Origin of the sequence: Rheinheimera maricola (assembly GCF_016918075.2) — a bacterium.
Taxonomy (GTDB): domain Bacteria; phylum Pseudomonadota; class Gammaproteobacteria; order Enterobacterales; family Alteromonadaceae; genus Alishewanella; species Alishewanella maricola_A.
This window is the reverse complement of record NZ_JAERPS020000002.1, coordinates 531,738-555,397: the sequence shown is the minus strand read 5'-3', so window position 1 is coordinate 555,397 and position 23,660 is coordinate 531,738. Positions and strand designations below refer to the sequence as shown.

Below are 23,660 nucleotides of genomic sequence, written 5' to 3'. Positions count from 1 at the left end.
ATGGCTACCTCAGTGAGTTGATGGCACTTCCATTACGCCGTCGATTTCTATCTGGCTAGCGCGAGGCAGTGCCGATACTTGTACTGCTGCACGCGCTGGATAAGGTTCAGCAAAGTATTGGCTCATTATTTCATTAACTGTAGCAAACTGGCCCAAATCGGTGAGATAAATATTCACTTTCACCATATTATTTAAGCTACCACCGGCTGCATCACATACTGCGGCCAGGTTTTTAAACACCTGATGGGTTTGTTCAGCGAAGTTGTCTGATACCAGTTGCATAGTGGCAGGCAGCAGTGGAATTTGGCCTGATAAGTACACCGTAGTGCCAATTTTTACAGCCTGGCTGTAAGTACCAATAGCCGCAGGCGCATCATTAGTACGAATAATAACTTTAGACATGTTGTTTATTTCCTTCTGTATACTTTTTGTACATCTGGCATGACGCGTATTTTGCGCATTACATTGGCCAAATGCACTCTGTCGTGTACCGACAGGGTAATTTTAATTACATATTCACCGGTATCTCTGTCGTCAGTGGCTAAGTCCTGAATGTTTGAGTCCTGTGCGGCGATAAGCGTGGTGAGTTTTGCCAGCACACCTTGACGGTTAACAATAAACACGCGGATATCACAGAGGAACTGTTTGTCACCGGTTTTATCCCAGCGCACCGGAAAAAACTTACCCGGTTCTTTATCCCAGCCTTTAATGTTGCGGCAATCGGCACGGTGTACATTCAGGCCTTTGCCTGGTGTAGCGTTGGCGACGATATCATCGCCCGGTATTGGCCGGCAGCATTTGGCAAACGTCAGTAGCATACCCTCTGAGCCAATAATAAAGGCTTTGCTTTTTACCATAGGGTCAGTATTTTCTTTGCTGCTGGACTCATCAGATTCAAATTCGCCCAGCAGGCGCCGTGCCACCGCAATAGCCAGCTGATTACCTAAGCCTATTTCACTGCACAACTCGTCTAATGATTTTTGCTTGGTGTTTTGCAACACCTGCTCAATACGTTCTGGCGCGATGTCTTCTAGTTTTACCTCGCCTAAGGCCGAGCTTAACAAGCGGCGGCCTAAACTGATAGATTCATTTTGTTGTTGTTTTTTCAGATAGTTACGTATACCTAGAATAGCGCGACTAGTGACGACGTAGTTTAACCAGTTGGCGTTTGGTTTGCCGCCCGGGCTAGTAACAATTTCTACTGTCTGGCCGGTTTCCAGTGGCTTATTAAGCGGATAGGGGCGTCTATCGACCTTGGCACCAACACAACGATTGCCAATGTCAGTATGTACGGCATAGGCAAAATCAACTGCAGTGGCACCGATGGGCAGTTCAACTATTTTACCTTTTGGTGAGAACACATATAGCTCATCCGGGTACAGCTCAGATTTCACATTTTCAACAAACTCGGCACTGTTGCCGGCATTTTGTTGTAATTCCAACAAGCTTTGCATCCAACGGCGGGCGCGAATTTGAGCCGTGGTATCCTGGTGTTGGCCATTGGCTTTGTATAACCAGTGCGCAGCAATACCTTTGTCGGCCATTTCGTCCATTTCGCGGGTACGCATTTGTATTTCTACCGGAATACCATGCGGGCCAATCAGCGAGGTGTGCAATGATTGATAACCGTTTTGCTTTGGGATGGCGATATAGTCTTTAAAACGAATTTCAATAGGCTTATACAAGTTATGTACTGCGCCCAGCGTTCGGTAACAATGATCTACGCTGTCTACCACGACGCGAAAGGCGTAAATATCCATCACATCGTTGAACATCAGCTCTTTGTTTTTCATCTTACGATAGATGCTGTACAGGTGTTTCTCGCGGCCGCTGACATCGGCATTAATGCCGGCTTGATCCAAGCGGGCCAGAATTTCATACTGGATTTTCTCCAGTAACTCACGACGGTTACCGCGCGCTTGCTTTACTGCTGTAGACAGTGCCCGATAGCGCATCGGATACAGTGCCTGAAACCCCCAATCTTCCAGTTCATTTTTAATATTGTGAATGCCGAGACGGTTGGCGATGGGGGCATACAGCTCTAGCGTTTCTTTAGCAATACGGCGGCGTTTTTCGGGGCGCAGCGCGCCTAGGGTGCGCATATTGTGGGTGCGGTCGGCCAGCTTAATTAAGATAACGCGGATATCCTGCGTCATTGCCATAAACATTTTTTGCAGGTTGGTAACTTCAAACTCGTGATAGTCTTTGAACTTTACCTTATCGAGTTTGCTGACACCCTGTACCAACTCGGCTACGGTTTGGCCAAATTTGTTGGCAAGCTCTTCTTTGCTTACAGGCGTATCTTCGATTACATCATGCAGCAACGCGGCCATTAGCGTTTCATGGTCCATGTGCATATCTGCCAGAATACTGCTAACGGCTACCGGGTGGGTAATGTAAGGCTCGCCACTGGAGCGGGTTTGTGGCGCGTGCGCGTCTCTTGCCACTACATAAGCCTGTTGCACAAGGGCAACCTGCTCTGGCGGCAAATACGCACTAATCTGGTTTTTCAGACCTTCAAATAAATACACCTGTGCTCCCAAACTGCGACAGCAAACAAAACACGCCGTTAAGCGCGGGATTTATTATGAATATACGTTTATTTATTAGCGTTGCCAACGGCTAAAACGCCGCTGGCCTACACAGAAGGGGGGTTTTTAGTGATCTGAACCGATAATGGCAGCTACTGCAGCCATTTCTGATGCTTCTTGTTGTATTTGATCACGACGTTCCTGCTCATCCAGAACGGAATTAGTGATAAAACCTTTTTCAATTTCACGCAGCGCTACCACGGTTGGTTTATCGTTTTCGACATCAACCATCGGCTCTTTGCCTTCTACTGCTAACTGACGGGCACGGCGTGCAGCCACCAGAATTAAATCAAAACGGTTACCAATTTTATCTACTGCATCTTGAACAGTTACGCGTGCCATCTATTGCTCCGAATGTGCGGGTATTCACAAGACCGCATAGTTTACGCTAATTTGCCGTATTCGCCAACAGTTGCGTCAGCAGGCTGTTATGTTTGCTGGCCTGGCTGCCAAAGCTGTTGCGCTGTGCCAACACAATCCGCTCGAATTCCTCCAGTGCTGTAGCAAAGTTATCGTTAATTATCAGATACTCGTATTCATTTGCATGGCTCATTTCGCTGTGCGCCTGCGCCATACGTTTTGCTATAACCTCGCTACTGTCCTGGCCGCGTTTGTTTAGCCTTTGCTCCAGTTCAGTTAAGCTCGGTGGCAGAATAAATATGCCGTTAGCCGAGCTTTCCTGCAGTTTAATCTGGCGGGCACCCTGCCAGTCTATATCTAGAAATACGTCGATGCCGCGGCTTAAGCTATCGCGAATTGTGCTTTTTGAGGTGCCATAATAGTTGCCAAAAACTTCAGCCCATTCGAAAAATTCGTCTTGGGTAATTAAGGCTTTAAATTCATCAACGCTTATAAAGTGGTAGTGCACGCCATTTTGCTCTCCCGGTCTTGGTGCGCGGGTAGTGTGCGATACACTCACCTGCATATCGGTGTGGCGTTGCAACAGCGCCTGGATAAGGCTTGACTTACCGGCGCCGCTTGGCGCAGACACGATGAATAGATTACCGGCTAAGTGTTGCATAAGGTTAACGCCTGAAAATGAAAGAAATCGGATTTTAGACGCTGTTGGCTGTCGCTGCAAACCTGTTTATTTCTTTGCTTTTGCTTTAACCGACAACGTTAGCGTAAAAGTGGCCATGGGTTCATCGCCATTGATCGTCGGGCAGGTAACCACTACTGACACCGGCTTGTTAATGCGCTCACCGGTGGCCAATGATTCATCAATCATGGCATCAATAATAGCGCCGTCGTGGCTGGTGAAATGTACTGTTGCTTCTGGCCGTTTTAGAAACTGACCCTGCACATCTTTAAAAGCAAAATTAGCATTAACACCACGGGCCTTGGCTTTACTAAACACTAAAAAAGCGCCGGCTAAATCAGCGCCAATCGCCAGTGCGCCAAAATAAATACTGCCTAAATGGTTTTTTGTACGCCAGCTATGCGGCATGGTTACTTCAAGTGTATCGCTATCCATGCGAATAATCTTAGGCGAACAAAAACCAATCAAGGGTATGTAGCGCCAGGCAAAATATGATAAGCCCCAGTTGGCTTTTCGCAGTGAGTTGGCCATCGTCAGGTTCCGATAATAAGGATGTCATCGAGCTTACACTGGTAAGACCATAGCCGCAAGCTGACCGCTCAGGTAGCTAAAAATGCCTTTCGTCTGGTTTCAACGCTAACGCTAAAACAAGCTATAGTAGAGTAAACATTATGTTTACTTATACTCTGCGAAAGGTATCGGCATTTTGCGTTGGTTTTGTGCGTTTTTTGTCAAACTAGTGCTTGGCTGCGTTATTGCACTTAACGTGCAATCTATGGTGCTAACACAAGACGATTACCTGTACCGGGTATGGTCGGTTGATGCTGGCTTGCCGCAAATTTCAGTTACCGCCATAGAGCAGGATGCTGACGGCTTTCTTTGGTTAGGCACGCAAAGTGGCCTGGCTCGATTTGATGGCGTGCAGTTTGACGTGTTTAATACCTCTAATACCCCCCAGATGTCGTCGAACTTAATTACCGCGTTGCATTTCGATGTGCAGGGCGGGTTGTGGATTGGCAGTGTAAACGGTCTGATGCGCTATCAGCACGGCACGTTCAGTCGGCTGGACCTGGCGCAGCCGCTGCAGGGCGCCGTAAGTGGATTTGCCGAGTTATCGGATGGCAGTATCTATATTGGCGGCAATCATTTGTGGCAGTGGCAGCAGGATAAAATGCAGGCCGTAACGGTGCATCAAGGCCCGGTATTTCAGCTGTATCAACATAACGACAACTTATATGTTGGTGGTCAGGATGGTTTTGCCAGCCTGATAAATGGTCAGTATCAGTGGCACGCCGCTCCACAGACGATAGCTGGGGTGCAAATTAGCGAGATTGCGATACAAGATGGTCAGTTGTATCTGGGCACAACTTTTGGTCTGTACCGCTGGCAAGCTGGAGTGTGGCAAGCGGTTACCTTGCCTGGTGCAAATGACGATAGGCGCATTGAGTTGCTTTATCTCGACCAGCAACAAAGGCTTTGGGTCACTACGTACAGTCATGTTTATAAAATGCGCCAAGGTGTGGTGGAACGAGCTGATGTTGTTAAGGGTAAGCATCAGGATTTTGTCTGGGTCGAAAGTATGCTGCAGGACAAGCATCAGAATTTGTGGTTTGGCAGCCGGTCACATGGGCTTAAACGGTTGCGTAAGCCGCCCACTCAACGTTTTAGCGTAGCCGAGGGCATACCAGATCCTTACGTTTGGGCTGTCATGCCATGGCAGCAACATTTGTTGGTGGGCACCAGTGCTGGTATGTCGTTGCTACAGCATGGCCAGTTTCAGCCATTGATGGCGAATCAGTATTTACCCAATCCTTTTGTCTATAGTTTTTTACTTGATGACGATCAGCTCTGGGTTGGTACCCGTGCAGGCTTAAGTTTACTTGATGCCAATACCCTGGGGTGGCGGCGCAATTTTGACCAGATTGCTCATTTGCTGGTAACTACCCTGGCTCGGGAAGACGACACGCTCTGGGTTGGCACCAATGGCGGCTTGTACTACCTGCAGCACGATGAACTGTTACAACACAAGCTGCCTGAAGCATTGACCAAGGTAAAAGTGCGCATAGTGCTACCAGATAGCCAAAATCGGCTTTGGGTTGGTACCGAAAATGGCCTCTTTGTGCGTGATGACAACGGTTTTCATCCGGTAACAGATATCCCGCTGGCCGGTAGTTTTATTAGTATGATCAAACAGTTTGATGATGGTAATTTACTAATTGGTAGCTTCGACCAGGGGTTTTTATTCGGCAGCCCGGGAAATTGGCAATGGTTTAATCAACAGCGTGGTTTGCCAGGCAATGGTGTGATCCATGTTGAAAAAATAGAAAATCAGCTGGTTATCAGTAATTTCGAGGGCTTTTACCGTATGGACTACTCAGCCTTGCTGCAAGGCAAAGTAGATAAACTATACATGTTGGTTGATGACCGCCGGCCAGAGGCTGAAACAGACTCGCATCGTTGCTGTAATGGTGCCGGCAGTAGCAAGGGCACTGTGCATCAGGGGCGGCTGTGGTTTCCCACTTTAAACGGAGTGGTGTCACTGCCGCTACAACAACTTATCCAGTATAACCATGTACCGCAGCCAGTCATTAACGCATTGTCTGCTGGCAATGAAAAATATTATGGCGAAAAGCTGAGCTTGCCGCCTGAGCAACGCGACTGGCAGGTTAGTTTTACTGCGCCGTATTATGTGCAGGCTTCTTCGCTGCAGCTACGTTACCAGTTGCGCGGCTATGACAGTAATTGGATAGATGCGGGAAGCAGGCGAGACGCGTTTTACACCAATTTACCACCGGGGCACTACCGCTTTTTATTACAAGTGCGGGTGGCTGGTGATTATCGTTGGAGTGAAACAGTTGAAACGGCGATAGAGCTACAACCTCACTGGCACGAAACGTCTTTTGCCCGCGTAGCGTTGTTACTGCTGTTGGCTGTGTTGCTATGGGGCCTATACCACTGGCGCTTACTAGCGCTGGCGCGTTCACGGCGGCAACTGGCATCCTTGGTAGCTGAACGAACTTACGAATTGCACCAGGCCAATGAAAAGTTGCAACAAATGAGTATGCAAGATGCGCTAACGGGCTTGTATAACCGGCATTATCTGGATACGAACATCCACGCCATTCAGTCACGGGCTCAGCGCCACAGTACACCATTAATTTGGGCTGTTTTAGACTTAGACCATTTTAAGCAAATCAATGACAGTCAAGGCCATCATGTCGGTGATGAGGTGTTAATCGCTATTGCCGATATATTGCGACAAAATAGTCGAGGTTCGGATCATCTTATTCGCTGGGGCGGTGAAGAATTCTTACTTATTTTGGAAGCGGCCGATGATGCTGTGCTGGCACTAGAGCGGATACAGCAAGCGATTCGGCAGTACCCTTGGACTGAAACTCTGGGAATTGCTAAACCGCTTACCTGTTCGATAGGCGCTGTGGCAAAGCCGGTAAACTGGGATTGGCAGCAAAGCCTTAAACTGGCTGATCAGGCGTTGTATCGGGTAAAACAGAGTGGCCGCAATGGCTATTTGTTACTGCAGGCCACCGTGCCGGTAGCTACCTTGTCTGCAGAAAACCGAATTGATGATTTGTTAGCTAACGGCAGCTTAACCGCTACTAGTGATCTCGCTACTCTGACAACTTATGCTGACAATATCCCCGGTTAGGCCGCAGTGATAACGCGCTGACGCTATGATAAACTAGCAACTCCATTTGGGGTCGTTTATCATCGTTACAGGAGCTTGTCGTGCCAGCAGTTACCGAGACAGCATTAGCCAGTTTATATCCGCAGCCGTTATGGCAATGGTTCGCGCAAATTTGTGCCATTCCGCACCCATCCAAACACGAACAAGCATTAAGCCAACATATTCAAGCCTGGGCACGTGACCAGGGGTTAAGCGTGCGGGAAGACAAGGTCGGCAATCTAATCATCAAAAAGCCGGCCACCAACGGCTTTGAAAACCGCAAAACCGTGGTTATTCAGGCGCACCTGGATATGGTGCCACAGAAAAACTCTGACAAAGTGCATGATTTCACTAAAGATGCAATTGAAGCCTATGTCGACGGCGACTGGGTGACGGCCAACGGTACTACCTTGGGCGCTGATAACGGTATTGGTATGGCGTCGGCGCTAGCTATTTTAGGCAGCAGTGATATTAAACACGGCCCACTGGAAGTGTTGCTCACCATTGATGAAGAAGCGGGTATGACCGGCGCTTTTGGCGTTGAGCCTGGTATGCTGCAGGCCGAAATTCTGATCAACACCGACTCAGAGCAGGAAGGCGAAATTTACATGGGTTGCGCCGGTGGCGTCGATGCCGAGTTTACTGTGGCAGCAAAGTGGCAGGCCGTATCGACAAGTGTTAAAGCTTTCAACCTAAGCTTAACTGGGTTAAAAGGCGGCCATTCCGGTGTGAATATTCATTTAGGCCGCGGCAACGCCAATAAAATACTGGCACGGTTTTTAGCCAACAACGCTGCACAGCTCGGTTTAGCCATAAGTGCGTTTAATGGCGGCTCTTTACGCAATGCCATTCCGCGTGAAGCCAGCGTTAGCTTAACGGTAGCGGCAGAAAAACACAGCCAGTTACAGCAACAGGTTGCGGATTTTGAAGCGCTGTTAAAGCAAGAATTAGCCGCCGTAGAACCCGCGTTAAAACTTAGCCTTACCGCTACCACAACGCCTGAACAGGTGCTTACTGGCGATGTACAAAGCACGCTAATCAACCTGCTAAACGTATGCCCCAATGGCGTAATGCGTATGAGCGATGAAGTTGAAGGTGTCACCGAAACATCATTAAATATGGGCGTTATTACCACTAAGGACAATAGTATTCAGGTGTTGTGCTTAATCCGCTCGTTAATCGACAGCGGCCGTGAGCAAGTAGAAAGCATGCTTAGCTCACTGGCGCAATTAGCCGGCGCAGAGGTAAAGTTCAGCGGCGCTTACCCTGGCTGGAAGCCAAACCCTGACTCGCCGGTAATGGCGATAGTAAACCAAACCTATCAGGACATTTATCATAAAGAACCGGTAATTATGGTTATTCACGCTGGCTTAGAGTGCGGCCTGTTTAAAAAGCCGTATCCGGAGATGGACATGGTGTCGATTGGTCCCACCATCCGCTTCCCGCATGGGCCGGATGAGATGGTTAACATTAAAACCGTAGGGCAATACTGGGAACTGTTGTTGGCAGTGTTGGAGCGAATTCCAGCGCGTGAGGCCTGTTAGAGCAAGCCAAAGGTCGTAACCCTGATTTGCTCACCGCAGCAACTCCTTCGCCGATGGCGCGCTCAGTCAGACACTCTGCGGTTGCGCTAACAGGGTTGCGACCTTTAGTGGTCTTGTTTTGTGTAGCTTGACGTAACCAGTCTTAGCAAGATGCGACCAGAGCCCTTTTGCGCACAGCCACAGAGTGTCTGAGGCGGTGCGACAGTGGAGGCGAGTTGCTGCGGAGAGCACAAAAGGTTTTGTGGTAAAAGCATTTTGCGGTGTCGTTAAATCCGTCTTAAATCATTTATTAGCCAATAAATAATCCAGCGCACCCACTACAGCAGCCACTTGTGCCTGAATACACTGCTCTGGCGTGGCACTGGGGCTGTCCGGGTATACTTCGGTGGTGCTCACCAGTGGCGCATCGGTCACGCTCCCGCATAAACCGAGTTTGGCTTTGGCGTAGTTAATTACGCCACTTTGCTGCATCGGCTCGCCAATTAACTTACCGTTTTCGTCCGGCTCGGCAATATGAGTGATGTTGGCCACGCTGTCGATAATGGCTTTTTGCAGCGCTGGGCAGGGGTGTTCGGCATCATCAACGGTGTAGTAGCCATCTGGGATATTCCAGTTTTTGTTCACCGTGCCATCTTGTGCTGCTTTGGCCGGGCGAAACTCGCTGTTGTCGGAGTCGGTGGTTTCATGCAGGTCAATGTGCAGGGCGAAGTTTAACTGCAAAGCTTGCAGATACTGTCGTACTTGTTGGGCTTCGGTTGCGGTGCCGTTGGGGCCAAAGCTGCGGTTGGGGTCTATCGCTAATGGGTTCCAGCGGTTGATGGTTTCATAACCCCAGGGGCTAATGCACGGCAGCACCAACACATTCACTTTATCGCTGTAGGCTTTTGCTTTAGTTTGTAAAAACCGCAGCGCGCCATGCACACCACTGGTTTCGTAGCCGTGCACGCCGCCGGTCACTAAAATAGTGGGCTTTTCAGTTTGCCAGTCGCGGCTTTTTACCGCCAGCAGCGGGTAGGTTTTACCGCATACCTCGCCATAATTCAGCTCGCCGTATTGCTCAACATCAAACTCAGTTTTCAGCGCCTCTATTGCCGGTAATACGTCAGCAAAAAAGCTGCGCTTAAGCTGTTGTTCGCTAAGCCACTGTGCTTTTTCAGCCTCGCCCCACGGCTGACCGACAGTACCAATATGGTAAATTTTGTCCATGCTATTATCCCCGCTATTACTGCTGCCAGTGGCAGTCATTCTCAGTGGCGCGACTTTAGCATTTATTGGTAACGGCTGGCTATTGGTGCTAAGCCCCCTTTACCCGGTATTGCTAGCCACCAACTAGCTTCGTTAACTCTTCGTTCCAGCTTCTTGCTGTCCCGATTTATATAGATACCAAACAGCTATAAAGGAGCCAATAATGAAACTTAATGCATGCCCGGGTTTAGGATATCCAGCGGTTTTAATATCTAAATACAGTGCAGGCAAAACAGCAAAAAGGATAGCAGCTAACAGTAGGTATTCCCGCCTAAACTTAACCGCATAAAAAACCAGCGCAAAACCCGCAAAACCTAATGCGGCTTGCGATGCACCTGTACCTGTATTCCACGGCGGCGATCCAAATTGTGTGGTAATTAGCGTTCCCATAGCTCCCGCAAATAGCCAAATGGATAGCGTATATCTGAATCCAATTTTACGTTCCAGCAGAATGCCTAAGAACAGTATAGATAAAACGTTATAAATCATATGCTTCTGATGAACATGAACAAATTGCGCAGTTATAAATCGCCATACCTCAAATGCTTTGATGCTCTCTACTGTCAAACCGCCATAGTCAGCAAGGTAAATAATTCGGGATTTACCGAGTATGGAGCCTGATATTTGGTAAGCCACAAAAAAAGAAACGCACACCGTTAAAATGGCTATAGCAATAGTAAAAAAAGGTTTGTAGTTAGAATTCATAATGCTTCCTGACGCGAATGCCTGCCGCACACGTGAGCAACCAACAGTCGCGTTTTTTCATCCAATACTTTTCAGTACCTTGAAAGAGTGTGGCGATTGTTAACTCCGCCCTTTTGTCACGTTATGTGTACTCTTTTTAATGCTACTCATTTGGTAGCGTGTAAGAATAAAAGGGAGCGCCATCAAGTGTGTAAATCCCTTTCTGAATCTCGAATCTAACTGAATTTGTGCATTGAGCCTGCGCCTCTGCTTGAGATCCTGGCTCTCCAAAATTAATGGTTCCTGGCACTATGAAGCAACTTTTTGTATTTGGATCTTTTTGTAGAATCAAATTTAGCTGAGCCTCGTAGCTTGCCATGCGTTCCTCAAAATTCATTGCAGCGACCCGATCATAGTCGAGTAACTTTCTACCGAAAATGAAACTGTGCACTGGCGAATTCGGATTGGCAGTTTGCAACATAGCTACTCTGCTAGTACAGCCAGAAATAAGCACCACCAAAACCACTATTAGAATATTTCTCATGTGTTCGGATTCACATAATGCTTTGTTTCAGAGACGCTTATTGCAGGGGAATTAGGCAACGTGTTAGAGATTTTCTGAATGCTGCTGTTTAATTTTTGCATAACAAAACTCGCAAACAAGACTGAAATTATTAAATGCTCTGAACGCCTCAGTCATTTCACTTTCGTTAAGGAAAAACGCCTCACAGGCACCACACCAAGCTTGTAAGTCATCAGGTTCGGAGCTGTTTTCAACAAAACCCAAAACACCCTCTGTTTTGTGCAATAAATGACAGCAAACTACAGCAGAGTTTACTGTGCCATGTGTACCGCATTTGATGGTTGGATTATTGGTCTGAGCCATCATCATCCTTAACGCATTTTCCGCTTTTGTAAATTTAATGTAGGCAACACTACATCGCATCTTTAAAACTTACAACAACTTATAGGTACGGATGGCATATGCATTTGCTACAAATACGGATTTTTCTGTCTAACAAGTGCTTACTGCATCCAAACACGTTGTGAACTGCCGATAACAGCTGCAAGACGAATCGGCAGTCAGTGATATATCCTATTTACCGCTAAGCCGCGGTTGCTCGGGCCAACGTAATACGGTAGTTGGCCCGACTGTTGTTACCTGTTTTCCAGCCGGTTGTAGTCTAACCAGCCGCTGTCAACCGGGTGCTGGCGCATAAATTGTTGGTTTAGCTTATCGCTAAAAGCCCAAAAATCGGCTGCAGTGCGCCTTATTCCAATATTATCTAGCAGTTTGCGGTAGTCCTGTTCGGTTTGCAGCTGTTGTACCTGTGCCACCCATTTGGCTAAATCGGTTTCTTTTAGCCGCCAAAAAGCGTTTGGGTAACTGCCTAACAAGCCATACACCAGCGTCATATTATCCTCTGCCGGGTTACGGTTATCCGCCTCGCCAAACAGGCTGTTCACGTTGTAATGTGCACTGTTGCGGATCAAGGTAAACGGCTGGGGTTCTCCACCGTTGCCGGGCTCTATTACCAGCATGGTCAGCTCAGGCAGGATGGAAGCGGCTTTGCCGCTGATGTTTGCCAATTGTTGCAACAGCGCCATGCTGTTACGCGCTAATTTGGCATTATTTAGCTGATAGCGCTTTGGCTGACGTGCGGCCAGATGCTGGCCGAGCATTTGATACAATTCGGCTTTAGGGTTATCGCTGCTAAAGCTAAGTCCGCTGGGCTGGGCAAACGAGTTAATGTCATCGCGAATAAAGGCGGTTAGCTCAACGCCGGCTTTTTGGTACCAGCTGTTAAATTCTTGCCGGCGCATATCGGGGGGTAAAAATGCCAGAAAATTAGACTCGCCTTCCATGCGCAGAAAATCCATATACAGCCGTGTCATCAGTTGGTGGCCATAATTGCCGTAGACATCAAAACCGGCTACCAACAAGTAGTGAATACGCTCCAGCAGCGCATAATCTATTACCCAGGCGGTTTTTGGGTTTTGGCCCTGCAGGCCTTTTACCACCGTAGCATTGTCAAAATGGCGGAACACGGTAAGGCTGGCGTTATCGTTGTTGCCATCACCATCCCAAATGCCATTTAGCGTAAGGTGACGGCCGTCTTTAAAGGCGCTGTTAAGAAAAGCACTGCGCGCCCGGACATAACTGCCCTGACGCTTGGCAAAACCGGCCCAGCTGAGTGCCAGCGTGGTACTTTCTTTTTCTGCTGGCAGGCGCAGGTTATCGCGCTGCGATAAATAAAAGGCCTCAACATCGGCAGCGCTGGCCAGTTCGGGCGCGACAAAATACACCCAAAAATGATCGTTTATCACATTAAGCGCCACCTGGCCGCGGCATACCGGCCCTTTTATGTAGCCCATAATGGTGTTTTCGGCCCGCTCCAGCATAAAGCGATAGCGGCTATTTACCGGCAGCTGCAAAAAAGCAGTAAGCGGGTTGGCGGCCACTTCTGGCGCATAGCCCGGCAGGGTTTTTACCTGATAATCAGCATCAACAAACCACTGCTGCCATTTGGCCAATAAATCAGCGTTAATGTCATAGGGTTGATGGGTTTTATTCACAATGGTAGAACGCACCGGTTGCAAGCGGTAATACACACGTTTTACGCCCGGATCATCAAACGGCCGGCGGCTGGCAATAACCTCAACTGGCTTACCCGGCGGCGTGGCTGAGCGCAGCAGCTGATAAAACTGTGGCGTTGCATCTGCTTTATGCAGGGCGCTGAAATATAACTGTGAGGTAAATAAGTGCTCATAAATATAGCGGGCACTGAGTTGCATTTTCAGGTTGTCGGCATTAAGCCATTGTTCCAGTTTCGCCACAGCGGCCTGCTCGGCTGTGGGCAGTGGCGCCGCTTCAGGCATGCTGGCACCTTGTTTTAACCAGTTCAGTAGCAGGTTGTGCTCGTTGTCGGTTAAGCCGGGTAAACCATAAGGCATGCCGGCCAACGGCTGGTTTTGGGCATAGTTTTCAAACTCTTCAACTGTTGGGCAGCTTTGCTCGCGGTTCAAACTAAAATCGAAAGCGTCGGATAACAGGCTGCTGTCTGGCAGCGGCTGCTGTTGTTTTAGGGTTAGCATTCTGGCCAGTACCGAGGCCTGCGTATTAGCCTTTGCACTCTGGCTGCGCTCATTTAACACCGGAAAAAAGCCGCGCTCACGCCATTGCTGTGTGTCGCTGGCATCGAGAAATATACGGTTTGGCGTGGCCGCCAGTAAACGGGCGCCGTCATAGACCTTTTCTTTATGTGCACCGCGCGTTATGCCGTCAGTCGACGCCATATTCAGCTGGCAGGGCGAGTCATAGCAGGCGTGGCATACCACACAGCGGGCCTCAATAACCGGTTTAACATGCTGGCTGTAATGATCGTTCAGCAAGCTGTCAACGGCTGTGCCGGCACGATTGGTTACTGCTGCCTTACCATATTGCTGGTCTAAATCCATACTGGCCAGAGCGGCGCAACCGGCACAAACCAATACTAAAATAAACATCAGTGTTTTGCGTGACTTGGCTGTAAAGTCCATATTTTCTCCGCAGTGGCTGTGCTGTCTGGCCAGCCTGATTGGCCAATACTAGTGTTATCTGACGACGGATGCAAAACAGCAGTGTCACAGCGGCCGGTTGCAGATTCTCAAAACCGGGTCGCTGTGCTAACCTGCCAGCATCTTGTTTTTGATGAGAAATCTGATGCCAGAGCCCGGTTTTGTTGTGATCCACGCCAATCAGCTGGAAACGCTGCGCGAGTTGTTAGTGCAGTGGTTAAGTAAGCAACCGGTGCCGGTGTTGGGTACTGAGCAAATTCTGGTGCAAAGTAACGGTATTGCGCAGTGGCTGAAAATGGCACTGGCCGAAACCGCCAATGGTCACCCCGGTATTGCCGCCGGTTTAAATGTTGAGCTGCCTAATCAGTTTGTCTGGCAGCTGTACCGTGCGGTGCTTGGCGATAGCATCCCGAAAAGCCTGCCGTACGACAAAATAAACCTTAGCTGGCGCTTGCTGGGCTTGTTGCCGCACTTAACCGATGCTGTGTATGCGCCGTTACAACGCTACCTTAAGGATGACAGCGATGGCCGTAAAAGCTATCAGCTGGCGCTGCGTTTAGCCGATTTGTTCGACCAATATCAGGTGTACCGTGCCGACTGGCTGCAAAGCTGGCGCGCAGGCAGTAATGCCTTACCCAACAGCAAAAAACAGCAGGTACCAGATGATCAACTGTGGCAGCCGGCGCTGTGGCGTTTGCTGCAAAGCCAGTTGGCCGATGTAGTGGGTGAGCTGGCGTTTTCCAGCCGTGCCGATGTGCATACCACGGCACTGGCGGCGTTGCAGCAGGGCAAACTGGCGCGGCCAGATTTACTGCCCGATCGCATCGTGGTGTTTGGCGTATCATCCTTGCCGCAGCAAACAGTAGAATTACTGGCCGCGCTGGGGGCGCAGCGTCAGGTGCTGCTCACGGTGCTTAACCCGTGCCGGCATTTTTGGGGCGATATTACCGCCGCCAAGGATGAGGTGCGTGCGGCGCAAAAGCGCCATGGCCGTAAACCCGGTTTACCGGCGGTACTGGATACTGATGCATTGTATTTACATGCGCCGGTGCTGCTGGCCAGTTTGGGGAAGCAGGGCCGCGATTACATTAGCCTGCTGGATGCGTTTGACCAAAGCGGGCAATATCAGCACTGGTTTAATGGCCGGATAGATTTATTTTCGGAGCCGGTCGATGATGTTGCTGCCTTGCCGTTACTGGCGCAGCTGCAACAAGATATTCTTGAGCTAAACCCGACGCCGCAACCATTGCGGCAATTGGCTGCCAGCGACAACAGCATTAGCTTTCATCTGGCGCACAGCCGCCAGCGCGAAGTCGAAATTTTACAGGACAACCTGATCGCCGCCTTTGCCGCCGACCCAAGCTTAAAGCCGCGTGACGTAATTATCATGACGCCGGATATCAGCCTGTATCAAAGCCATGTGCATGCCGTGTTTGGCCGCCTGGCAGCGGACGATGCGCGCTATTTGCCCTATAGCCTGGCTGATCAGAGCCTGCGCGGCAGCCAGCCGTTAATGCTGGCGCTGGAATACCTGCTGGATTTACCCGCGCAGCGTTTTAGCTTAACCGAAGTGTGCGACTTACTGGATGTGCCGGCCATACAGCGCCGCTTTGGCATCAACCCTACCGCGCTACCGCAATTGCGGTTGTGGCTCACCGAAGCCGGCGCCCGCTGGGGCCTGGACGCGCAGCAACGTGCTAGCCTGGATTTAGCCGCACCCGGTAGCAGCTACAGCTGGATGTTTGCTATAGAGCGCATGTTACTCGGTTTTGCCATTGGCGATGAAGCCGTGTGGCAAGGCTGTGCGCCCTATGCTGAAGTCGCCGGCCTGGCGGCAGCTGAACTCGGCCCGGTGTTGCAGTTTATTCAGCAGCTTAAGCGCTGGCATTTGCAATTTAGCGCCCAGGGCGGCGACAGCTGTGCGCTTAGCTTAACCGACTGGCAGCAACTGCTGCTTAGCGATACCGGCCTGCTGCAGAGCCTGTTCGATTTTACCGACGAGCAAGATCAGCTAATTTACGCCCGGCTAACCGCCGGTTTAGCCCAGTTGGTTAGCGCAGCCCAAAGTGGTGATTTTAATGGTGAGGTGCCGCTGGCGGTATTACGTGACGCCTGGCTGGAGCAAGCCGGCAGCAGCGGCTTAAGCCAGCGCTTTTTAGCCGGTAGTCTGACGTTTTCTACCTTAATGCCAATGCGGGCCATCCCTTTCAAGCGTATTTATCTGTTGGGGTTAAACGATGGCGATTACCCGCGCTCGCGCATGCGCGATGATTTTGACTTAATGGCTAATGATTATCGCCCCGGCGACCGCTCGCGCCGTGATGATGACCGCTATCTGTTTTTAGAAGCGCTGTTAAGTGCGCGTGATGCCTTGTATTTAAGCTGGGTAGGCCGTGATATCCGTAACAACAGCGAGTTGCCGCCTAGCGTGCTGTTAAGCCAATTGATGGACTTAGTCGACACCGGCTGGCAGCATCCGTCCGGCCAAAAACCGTCCGTTGCGCTCTGCCGCCATTACCCGCTGCAGCCGTTTTCGCGGCAGTACTTTAACGGTAACTATGCTACTTATGCCCATGAATGGCAGGGCGCGCATCAGGCCGTGCCGGCGATAACCAATAACAATACCGCGCCGGCCGAACTGCCGCTTTTAACCGTGCGCCTGCTGGATGATTTTTTGGCTAATCCGTGCCGGCACTATTTACAGCAACGCTTTAAAACCCGCTTTTATCAGGCAGAGTTAGCGGTAGAAGATGCCGAGCCTTTTGTGTTAAACGCGCTTGAGCTATACCAGCTAAAACAGCAGTTGCTAGAGCAATTGCTGGCCGAACCGAAATTGAATGTTGCTGATGCCATCGCCCAGCTGGCGCGCGAAGCCAAACTGCCACTGGCGCTGTTTGGCAGCTTAAGCGGCGCGCAAATTGGCCGCGAGGCCAGTGTCGTATTTGCCCGCTACCGCGCCAGCGGCATTGACTGGCAGCGGCGCGTCACACCCCTTACGCTGCAGTTGCAACCGGCCGGCATTAGCCTGAACGACAGCCTGAGCAATGTGTACCAAAGCCCGGCCGGGCAGCAGGCATTATTGCAGCTTAGGCCCACTGCCATTCGTAATAAAGGCGAGCTGCGCTGGCATACGCTACGTAGCAGCTGGTTGCAGCAACTGGCGGCTAATGCCCAGGGCGAAGCCGTCAGCACCTGGCAGTTTGGCCTGGATGATGCGGTGCAGCTGTTACCGCAAGCGCAGAATACCGCGGCAAATCAGTTATCTGCGCTGGTAGAATATTGGCAACAAGGTTTGCAGCAACCGCTACCGCTGCTGCCAAAAACCGCGCTCTGTTATGTGCAAACCGCTGATGAAGCCAAATGCCGCGAGTTATTCGAAGGTGGCTATAACTTCGCCGGCGAGCTGCAAAGCGCACCTGAATTGCAGCGTTACTACCCGGACTATGCCAGCCTGCTGCAGGCCGGCTTTGCCGATTGGGCGCAAAAGGTTTATGGCCCGTTGGTACAGGCACCAATAGCGCAGCAGAATAAGGATGCCAACCCATGAGCCAGGTTCAGGCGTTAGATGCGCTGAGTTTCCCGCTGCAAGGCAGCCGTTTAATTGAGGCCAGCGCCGGTACCGGCAAAACCTATACCCTGGCCGCGCTGTATTTGCGTCTGGTGCTGGGGCATGGCACTGCGCCGGGTGACAGCACTGCCAATGCTAATGCAAATGCCGGCACCGGCTTTAGCCGGCCGCTGCTGCCGCCGGAAATCTTAGTGGTTACCTTTACCCGCGCTGCCACCGCCGAGCTTAGAGATCGGATCCGCGCCAGGTTGGTAGAAGCGGCAGCAGCTTTTCGTTTGGGTAACAGTAGCGATCACTTTTTACAGCGCTTACTGGACGATACGCCGCCAGCGCAGTTTGCTGCCTGCGCTTCGCGTTTAAGCATCGCGGCGGAATGGATGGACGAAGCGGCCATTTTCACTATTCATGGCTGGTGTCAGCGTATGCTGGCCGAGCATGCGTTTGACTCCGGCATGCGCTTTGGTGAAGCGTTAAGTGATGATAACCAGCAACTGCTGCACACGCTGGCGTGCGACTACTGGCGGCGGTTTTTGTATCCGCTGGAGGATGCCGGCGTATTGCAGGCGTTGGGTGCTGTCGCCAGCTCGCCCGAGGCATTATTAGCTGATGTGCGGCCCTGGCTAAATGCCGATGCAGCAAATTTGCGCTTTAATGCCGGCGGTGTTGCGCTGCCAACGCCGTTAAGCCCGGCAGCGGCGGCACTGCCGCTAGTTGAGTGGCAAGCCGCTTTAGATACGCATTGCCAGGCGCTGCAGCAAGCACTTAGTGCAGACGTCTTACACCTGCTGGACGATGCTTATGCTAATGCTTGGTTAAACGGCAATAAATATCGCGCTGCCAGTTGGAGTACCGAGCGCCAGTGGTGGCAAAGCATGCTGGCGGAACCTACACAGCTAAATAGCCGTAACACCGATTTTGCTGCCATGGTAGAAAAATTCAGTGCGGATAAGCTGGCCGCAGGCCAGAAAAAAGGCCAGCCGCTGGTCAGCCACCCGTTGTTTGATTTATTTAACCAGACGGTGGCGCTGCTTGCGGCCAAACCCGAGCTGGCGCTGGCGGTGCGCCAGCATGCCGCCTTGTGGCTGGTAGACGAATTTGCCCGGCATAAACGTGCAAGGGCGCAGCTGGATTTTAACGATCTGTTGTTGCAACTGCACCATGCGCTGCAAGGCGAAGCCGGTAAGGTATTAGCCGCGCGCATTCGGGCGCAATATCCGCTGGCGATGGTGGATGAGTTTCAGGATACCGACCCACTGCAATTTGCCATTTTTCAGGCCATTTATCCTGATGTGGCCAGCACTGACAACAGCCTGATCATGGTAGGCGACCCCAAGCAAGCCATTTACAGCTTTCGCGGTGCCGACTTACACACCTACTTAAATGCGCGCAGTTTAACCGCCGGCCGCCACTACAGCCTGGGCACCAACTTTCGCTCGACAACGGCGCTGGTTGATGGCGTAAACCAGCTGTTTTTGCTGGCCGAGCAACGCCAGGGTGCTTTTGGCTTTGGTAATAGTGACAACACTCCGTTGCCGTTTTTGCCGGTACAAGCCAAAGGTAAAGCCGAGCAGCTGGTCGTGGCCGGCAGTGCGGTGGCGGCAGTAAATTATTATCTGGCGCCGCAAGAGCCCTCCGAGCTGAAAAAAGGCGCTTATCAAAGCCTGATGGCGCAGGCCTGTGCCGATGAAATTGCCCGGCTGCTGCAGCAGGCGCAGCAAGGTCAGGCCGGTTTTGCCGCCAACGGTGAGATTAAGCGCCTGCAACCGGCCGATATTGCTATTTTGGTGCGTGACAGAAACGAAGCCGCGCTGGTGCGGCGCGAGCTTAGTGCGCGCAATGTGCGCTCGGTGTATTTATCGGACAACGACTCGATTTTTCAAAGCACAGAAGCCAGCGCGGTATTAACCTGGCTGCGCGCCTGCCAGCAGGTAGAGGACGAAAGCCTGCTGCGCGCGGCACTGGCGCTGCCGATGTCGGCCAACAGCGATGCGCAGTTGCACTATTGGCTTAGCGATGAACAGGCGTGGGAGCAGCTGACCGAACAGGTGCGGCTGTTTCGTCAGATCTGGCGGCAAAAAGGCGTGCTGGCCATGCTAAACAGCTGGCTGCATTACTTTAGCTTACCGGCAAAATGGCTGGCACAAGAGCAGGGCGAGCGCCGCTTAACTAATGTGCTGCATTTAGCCGAATTGCTGCAAAGCGAAAGCCAGCAACGTGACGGTGAAAGCGGCTTATTACGCTGGCTGGCTGAACAACTACAAAGCCCGAAAAGCAGCGACGAGCAACAGCTGCGGCTGGAGAGCGATCAGCAACTGGTGCAGGTGGTTACCATCCATAAAAGTAAGGGCCTGCAATATAACCTGGTGTTTTTGCCCTTTATCTGCGGCGTTAAAAATGTGAAAAAAGGCCAGCCGCAGCGCTATTTTAACGGCAGCGAGATGGTACTGGATCTCACCCCGGATGACGCCGCGCTGCAAAGCGCCGAACGCGAGCGCCTGCTGGAAGATATTCGCCTGCTGTATGTCGCACTAACCCGGCCGGTGTATGCCTGCTATCTGGGCCTGGCGTTATTTAGCGAAGGTAATGCCAAACACAGTAAGCTGTCCCAAAGTGCGCTCGGCTACTTACTCGGCATTGGCGAGCAACCGACACTAACTGAACTGCAACAAGCGCTGGCGTGCTTGCCATGGCAGGCGCAGCCACTGCCGGTTTATAGCAAGTTAACTGTGCCGGCCGATACGGCACAGCTCACCAGCGCGTTAACGCTTAAGGCGGCGCTGAAGCGCGAACATTGGTGGATAGCCAGCTATTCTGCGCTGCGCACCGGTAGTAAGGCAGATGCCAGCACCAGTGCGCTACTGGCCGCTGATACCGCGCTGGATGCCTTGCTGCAGGAAGAAGCCAACGAGCTGCCAGCCTACAGCGAGCAGACGCAGTCTATGCACGATTTTCCGCGTGGTGCTGTGCCCGGTACTTTTCTGCACCAGCTGCTGGAAGATGCGCAGCAACAAGGCTTTGCCGACACTGACACGGCATTTATTGCCGACCTGCTGCCACAACGTTTGGCCCAGCACAACTGGTTGGAGTGGCAAAACGTGTTGCAGCCCTGGTTAGCGCAGATGCTGCAAACACCGCTGGCCGGCGCCGATCTGGCGCTGAACGCGCTAAGACAAGTACGCGCTGAGCTGGAGTTCTGGCTGCAAAGCGCTAACGTCAACGTGTTCAAACTTGATGCGCTGATAACCAAGGCGATATTACCCGGCCAACTGCGCCCGCCACTGCTGAGTGATACCTTAAACGGCATGCTCAAAGGCTTTATCGATTTAACCCTACAAGGCGCAGATGGCCGTTACTGGGTGCTGGATTATAAGTCAAACTGGTTGGGGCCGGATGATAACGCCTACAGCGAGCCGGCGATGCAACAAGCGCTGCTGGATAAGCGCTACGACGTGCAGGCCGCACTGTATTTACTGGCATTGCACCGGCTGTTAAAGCTGCGCCAACCCGGGTACGTAGACGCGCCACAGCAGTATATTGGCGGCGCGCTGTACTGGTTTATCCGCGCGCCACAGCAAGGCCAGTTGCAGCTGGATGCCGATATTCAACTGTTGTGGCAGTTAGATGCGCTGTTCGCCGGCGAGGAGGTGGTTGATGTCACAGTATGAGCAAGGCGATTTATTCGCTGCAGCTGCTAAGCCGGCACAGGCCATGCTGCTGCAGGATTTGACGCAGCTGCAGGCGTTGCTGCAGCGCTGGGCGCAGCGGCGCTGGCTGCGGGCGTTAGATGCGCAGTTGCCGCAAACGCTGCATCAGTTAGCCACCGAGCCCAATGCGCTGGTGTGGTTATTAACGGCGTTGTTATGTCATCAATATGGCCGTGGCCACAGCTGTATTTTGCTGCAGGATTTGCTGGACGATCCGGACGGCCTGCTAAGCTTGCCGCCACAAAACCAGTTTTTACAACGCTTTAGTGACCGGCCATCGCAGCTGCTAAGCGGCATGGGCATGGCAGATTATCGTCAGGCGCTGCAGGGCAGCCGCTGGCTAAGCACTGATGCGGACGCTGCGCCTTTGGTACTTAACGACAACCGGCTGTATTTGCGCCGGCTGTATCAGGCCGAGCAATTGGTAAAGCAGCAAATAAGCCAGCGGGTGGCCGCAGTCTTGCCACTTGCCCCCGATGTGGCCGGCCAGCTGAACCGCTTATTTCCCGCTACAGCGCACAGTGAGCCTGACTGGCAAAAACTGGCCTGCGCCATGGCGCTGCAGCGGCGCTTTGCCATTATTACCGGCGGCCCGGGCACCGGTAAAACCACTACGGTAGTAAAACTGCTGGCGCTGCTGCAACAGGGGGCAGCCGGTAAACTACAGATTAAACTGGCGGCACCGACCGGTAAGGCGGCGGTACGCTTAACCGAGTCGATCAGCGGTGCGCTTAGCCGTTTGCCGGCAGAGCTGACAGCCGCCATACCGACTGAGGTTGCCACCTTGCACCGTTTACTAGGAGCGCTGCCTAACCGGCGCAGCTTTAAACACCATAGCGACAACCCGCTGCAACTGGACGTGCTGGTGGTAGATGAAGCCTCGATGGTCGATTTAGAAATGATGGCGGCTCTGTTGAGTGCAATGCCGGCAAAGGCGCAACTGGTTTTGCTCGGCGATAAAGATCAGCTGTCGTCTGTCGAAGCCGGCTCGGTGCTCGGCGATTTATGCCGCGGTGCGGACTTAGGCGGCTACAGTGCTGATACGCTGGCGTTGCTAACGCCCTATAGCGAATTACCACTGGCAACATGGCAGGGTAGTGGTACGGTGTTAAACCAGGCTACGGTGATGTTACGCCACAGCCACCGCTTTGACGCCGGCTCCGGCATTGGCCAATTGGCGGCCGCGGTTAATTGCGGCGATACCAAAGCGCCATCGTTGTTTAGCCAGTTTGAAGATATAACGCTGTTAGCCGGCAATACGCCTTTGGCCCTAAAAGCAACCGTGCTGGCTGGCTACCGGCAGTATCTGCAGCTGATGCAACAGAGTGCAGACAATACACAGAGCGGGCGCGAACAATGGGCCGGCGCGGTGCTTGGCAGTTACAGTCAGTTTCAGCTGCTGTGCGCGCTGCGCAGTGGTGACTGGGGCGTCGAGGGCTTAAACCTGCAAATTGGCCAATGGCTTAGCAGCGCCGGTTTAATTGATGCACGCCAGCACTGGTACGCCGGGCGGCCAGTGATGATGCAGCGCAATAACTACGGCTTAGGTTTAATGAACGGCGATATTGGTATTACGCTGCCAGACCCGCAAAGCGGCCAGTTACGGGTAGTGTTTCAGCTGTCCGACGGTACGCTAAAGTGGGTACTGCCGAGTCGCTTAACTGAGGTGGAAACCGCCTTTGCCATCACGGTGCATAAATCGCAGGGCTCTGAATTTAACCACTGCTGCCTGATATTACCGCCGGATAACAGCCCGATTTTAAGCCGTGAGCTGCTGTATACCGGCATTACCCGCGCCAAACAGAATTTCACCTTATTGTGTGCCAACCCCGCGCTGTTACAACAGGCGATAGCACGGCGGGTTAGCCGCAGCAGTGGTTTGTAGTGTGTGAAGCAGAATCAGTGGGCTGATTTTATCGCCTGGTTTTACGCTGAGGTAGTTGAATAACAGAGGCATCTGCTTACATGTCGAAAAAATAGAAATTATCGACATATAATATTGTTATGTCGATAGTATCGACATAGACTGCAGGATACACAGT

At 51.6% G+C, this 23,660-nt stretch carries 14 protein-coding genes; 5 read left to right on the top strand and 9 right to left on the bottom strand.

The features are described from left to right. Positions 1–9: 9 nt before the first annotated feature. The 5 genes from I4W93_RS08180 to I4W93_RS08160 form a co-directional block, all read right to left on the bottom strand. Positions 10–402 carry a RidA family protein gene (locus I4W93_RS08180; RefSeq protein ID WP_205309739.1) on the bottom strand — a complete coding sequence of 131 codons (393 nt, stop codon included), beginning with the start codon at positions 400–402 and terminating at the stop codon, positions 10–12. Between the two features lie 5 nt (positions 403–407). Beyond that, on the bottom strand, positions 408–2,531 hold the full coding sequence (gene spoT, locus I4W93_RS08175) for a bifunctional GTP diphosphokinase/guanosine-3',5'-bis pyrophosphate 3'-pyrophosphohydrolase (protein ID WP_205309738.1): 2,124 nt from the start codon (positions 2,529–2,531) through the stop codon (positions 408–410). Between the two features lie 126 nt (positions 2,532–2,657). Beyond that, entirely contained in the window at positions 2,658–2,933 is a 276-nt protein-coding gene (gene rpoZ / locus I4W93_RS08170) for a DNA-directed RNA polymerase subunit omega (protein WP_027670380.1), read from the bottom strand. 46 nt (positions 2,934–2,979) lie between these two features. Continuing rightward, complete coding sequence (gene gmk / locus I4W93_RS08165; RefSeq protein WP_205309737.1) at positions 2,980–3,612, bottom strand: guanylate kinase; 633 nt, start codon at positions 3,610–3,612, stop codon at positions 2,980–2,982. Between the two features lie 66 nt (positions 3,613–3,678). Next, positions 3,679–4,161 (bottom strand): PaaI family thioesterase, encoded by a 483-nt coding sequence (locus I4W93_RS08160; protein ID WP_205309736.1) that lies wholly within the window; start codon positions 4,159–4,161, stop codon positions 3,679–3,681. 175 nt (positions 4,162–4,336) lie between these two features. Between I4W93_RS08160 and I4W93_RS08155 the strand changes: the two genes are divergently transcribed. Together I4W93_RS08155 and I4W93_RS08150 are read left to right on the top strand one after the other, a co-directional pair. Then, positions 4,337–7,297: a ligand-binding sensor domain-containing diguanylate cyclase gene (locus tag I4W93_RS08155; protein ID WP_224673333.1), complete on the top strand. Its 2,961-nt coding sequence runs from the start codon at positions 4,337–4,339 to the stop codon at positions 7,295–7,297. An 80-nt stretch (positions 7,298–7,377) separates the two neighbouring features. Beyond that, complete coding sequence (locus I4W93_RS08150; RefSeq protein WP_205309735.1) at positions 7,378–8,859, top strand: aminoacyl-histidine dipeptidase; 1,482 nt, start codon at positions 7,378–7,380, stop codon at positions 8,857–8,859. Between the two features lie 282 nt (positions 8,860–9,141). Here I4W93_RS08150 and I4W93_RS08145 read toward each other — a convergent pair whose 3' ends face one another. The 4 genes from I4W93_RS08145 to I4W93_RS08130 all read right to left on the bottom strand — a co-directional run bounded on the left by I4W93_RS08145 (position 9,142) and on the right by I4W93_RS08130 (position 14,328). Then, complete coding sequence (locus tag I4W93_RS08145) at positions 9,142–10,065, bottom strand: M14 family metallopeptidase (RefSeq protein WP_205309734.1); 924 nt, start codon at positions 10,063–10,065, stop codon at positions 9,142–9,144. A gap of 132 nt (positions 10,066–10,197) precedes the next feature. After that, on the bottom strand, positions 10,198–10,809 hold the full coding sequence (locus I4W93_RS08140; RefSeq protein ID WP_205309733.1) for a rhomboid family intramembrane serine protease: 612 nt from the start codon (positions 10,807–10,809) through the stop codon (positions 10,198–10,200). Positions 10,810–11,395: 586 nt separating this feature from the next. Further along, on the bottom strand, positions 11,396–11,674 hold the full coding sequence (locus tag I4W93_RS08135; RefSeq protein WP_205309731.1) for a hypothetical protein: 279 nt from the start codon (positions 11,672–11,674) through the stop codon (positions 11,396–11,398). Between the two features lie 272 nt (positions 11,675–11,946). After that, positions 11,947–14,328, bottom strand: a complete 2,382-nt coding sequence (locus I4W93_RS08130) for a fatty acid cis/trans isomerase (protein WP_224673332.1) — start codon at positions 14,326–14,328, stop codon at positions 11,947–11,949. Positions 14,329–14,479: 151 nt separating this feature from the next. Here I4W93_RS08130 and recC point away from each other — a divergent pair, with 151 nt between their 5' ends. Genes recC through recD form a run of 3 tightly spaced genes read left to right on the top strand, consistent with a single transcriptional unit; the run spans position 14,480 to position 23,503 of the window. After that, on the top strand, positions 14,480–17,893 hold the full coding sequence (gene recC, locus I4W93_RS08125; protein WP_224673331.1) for an exodeoxyribonuclease V subunit gamma: 3,414 nt from the start codon (positions 14,480–14,482) through the stop codon (positions 17,891–17,893). After that, on the top strand, positions 17,890–21,579 hold the full coding sequence (gene recB / locus I4W93_RS08120; protein WP_205309729.1) for an exodeoxyribonuclease V subunit beta: 3,690 nt from the start codon (positions 17,890–17,892) through the stop codon (positions 21,577–21,579). The genes recC and recB overlap by 4 nt, the downstream gene beginning before the upstream one ends. Beyond that, positions 21,566–23,503, top strand: a complete 1,938-nt coding sequence (gene recD / locus I4W93_RS08115) for an exodeoxyribonuclease V subunit alpha (protein WP_205309728.1) — start codon at positions 21,566–21,568, stop codon at positions 23,501–23,503. Before recB ends, recD begins: the two co-directional genes overlap by 14 nt. Positions 23,504–23,660: the final 157 nt, after the last annotated feature.

Coding starts and splice junctions, on each gene's coding strand:
- I4W93_RS08180 (WP_205309739.1), bottom strand. CDS start 402: ATGTCTAAAGTTATTATTCGTACTAATGATGCGCCTGCGGCTATTGGT.
- rpoZ (WP_027670380.1), bottom strand. CDS start 2,933: ATGGCACGCGTAACTGTTCAAGATGCAGTAGATAAAATTGGTAACCGT.
- gmk (WP_205309737.1), bottom strand. CDS start 3,612: ATGCAACACTTAGCCGGTAATCTATTCATCGTGTCTGCGCCAAGCGGC.
- I4W93_RS08160 (WP_205309736.1), bottom strand. CDS start 4,161: ATGGCCAACTCACTGCGAAAAGCCAACTGGGGCTTATCATATTTTGCC.
- I4W93_RS08145 (WP_205309734.1), bottom strand. CDS start 10,065: ATGGACAAAATTTACCATATTGGTACTGTCGGTCAGCCGTGGGGCGAG.
- I4W93_RS08140 (WP_205309733.1), bottom strand. CDS start 10,809: ATGAATTCTAACTACAAACCTTTTTTTACTATTGCTATAGCCATTTTA.
- I4W93_RS08135 (WP_205309731.1), bottom strand. CDS start 11,674: ATGGCTCAGACCAATAATCCAACCATCAAATGCGGTACACATGGCACA.
- I4W93_RS08130 (WP_224673332.1), bottom strand. CDS start 14,328: ATGGACTTTACAGCCAAGTCACGCAAAACACTGATGTTTATTTTAGTA.
- recC (WP_224673331.1), top strand. CDS start 14,480: ATGAGAAATCTGATGCCAGAGCCCGGTTTTGTTGTGATCCACGCCAAT.
- recB (WP_205309729.1), top strand. CDS start 17,890: ATGAGCCAGGTTCAGGCGTTAGATGCGCTGAGTTTCCCGCTGCAAGGC.
- recD (WP_205309728.1), top strand. CDS start 21,566: ATGTCACAGTATGAGCAAGGCGATTTATTCGCTGCAGCTGCTAAGCCG.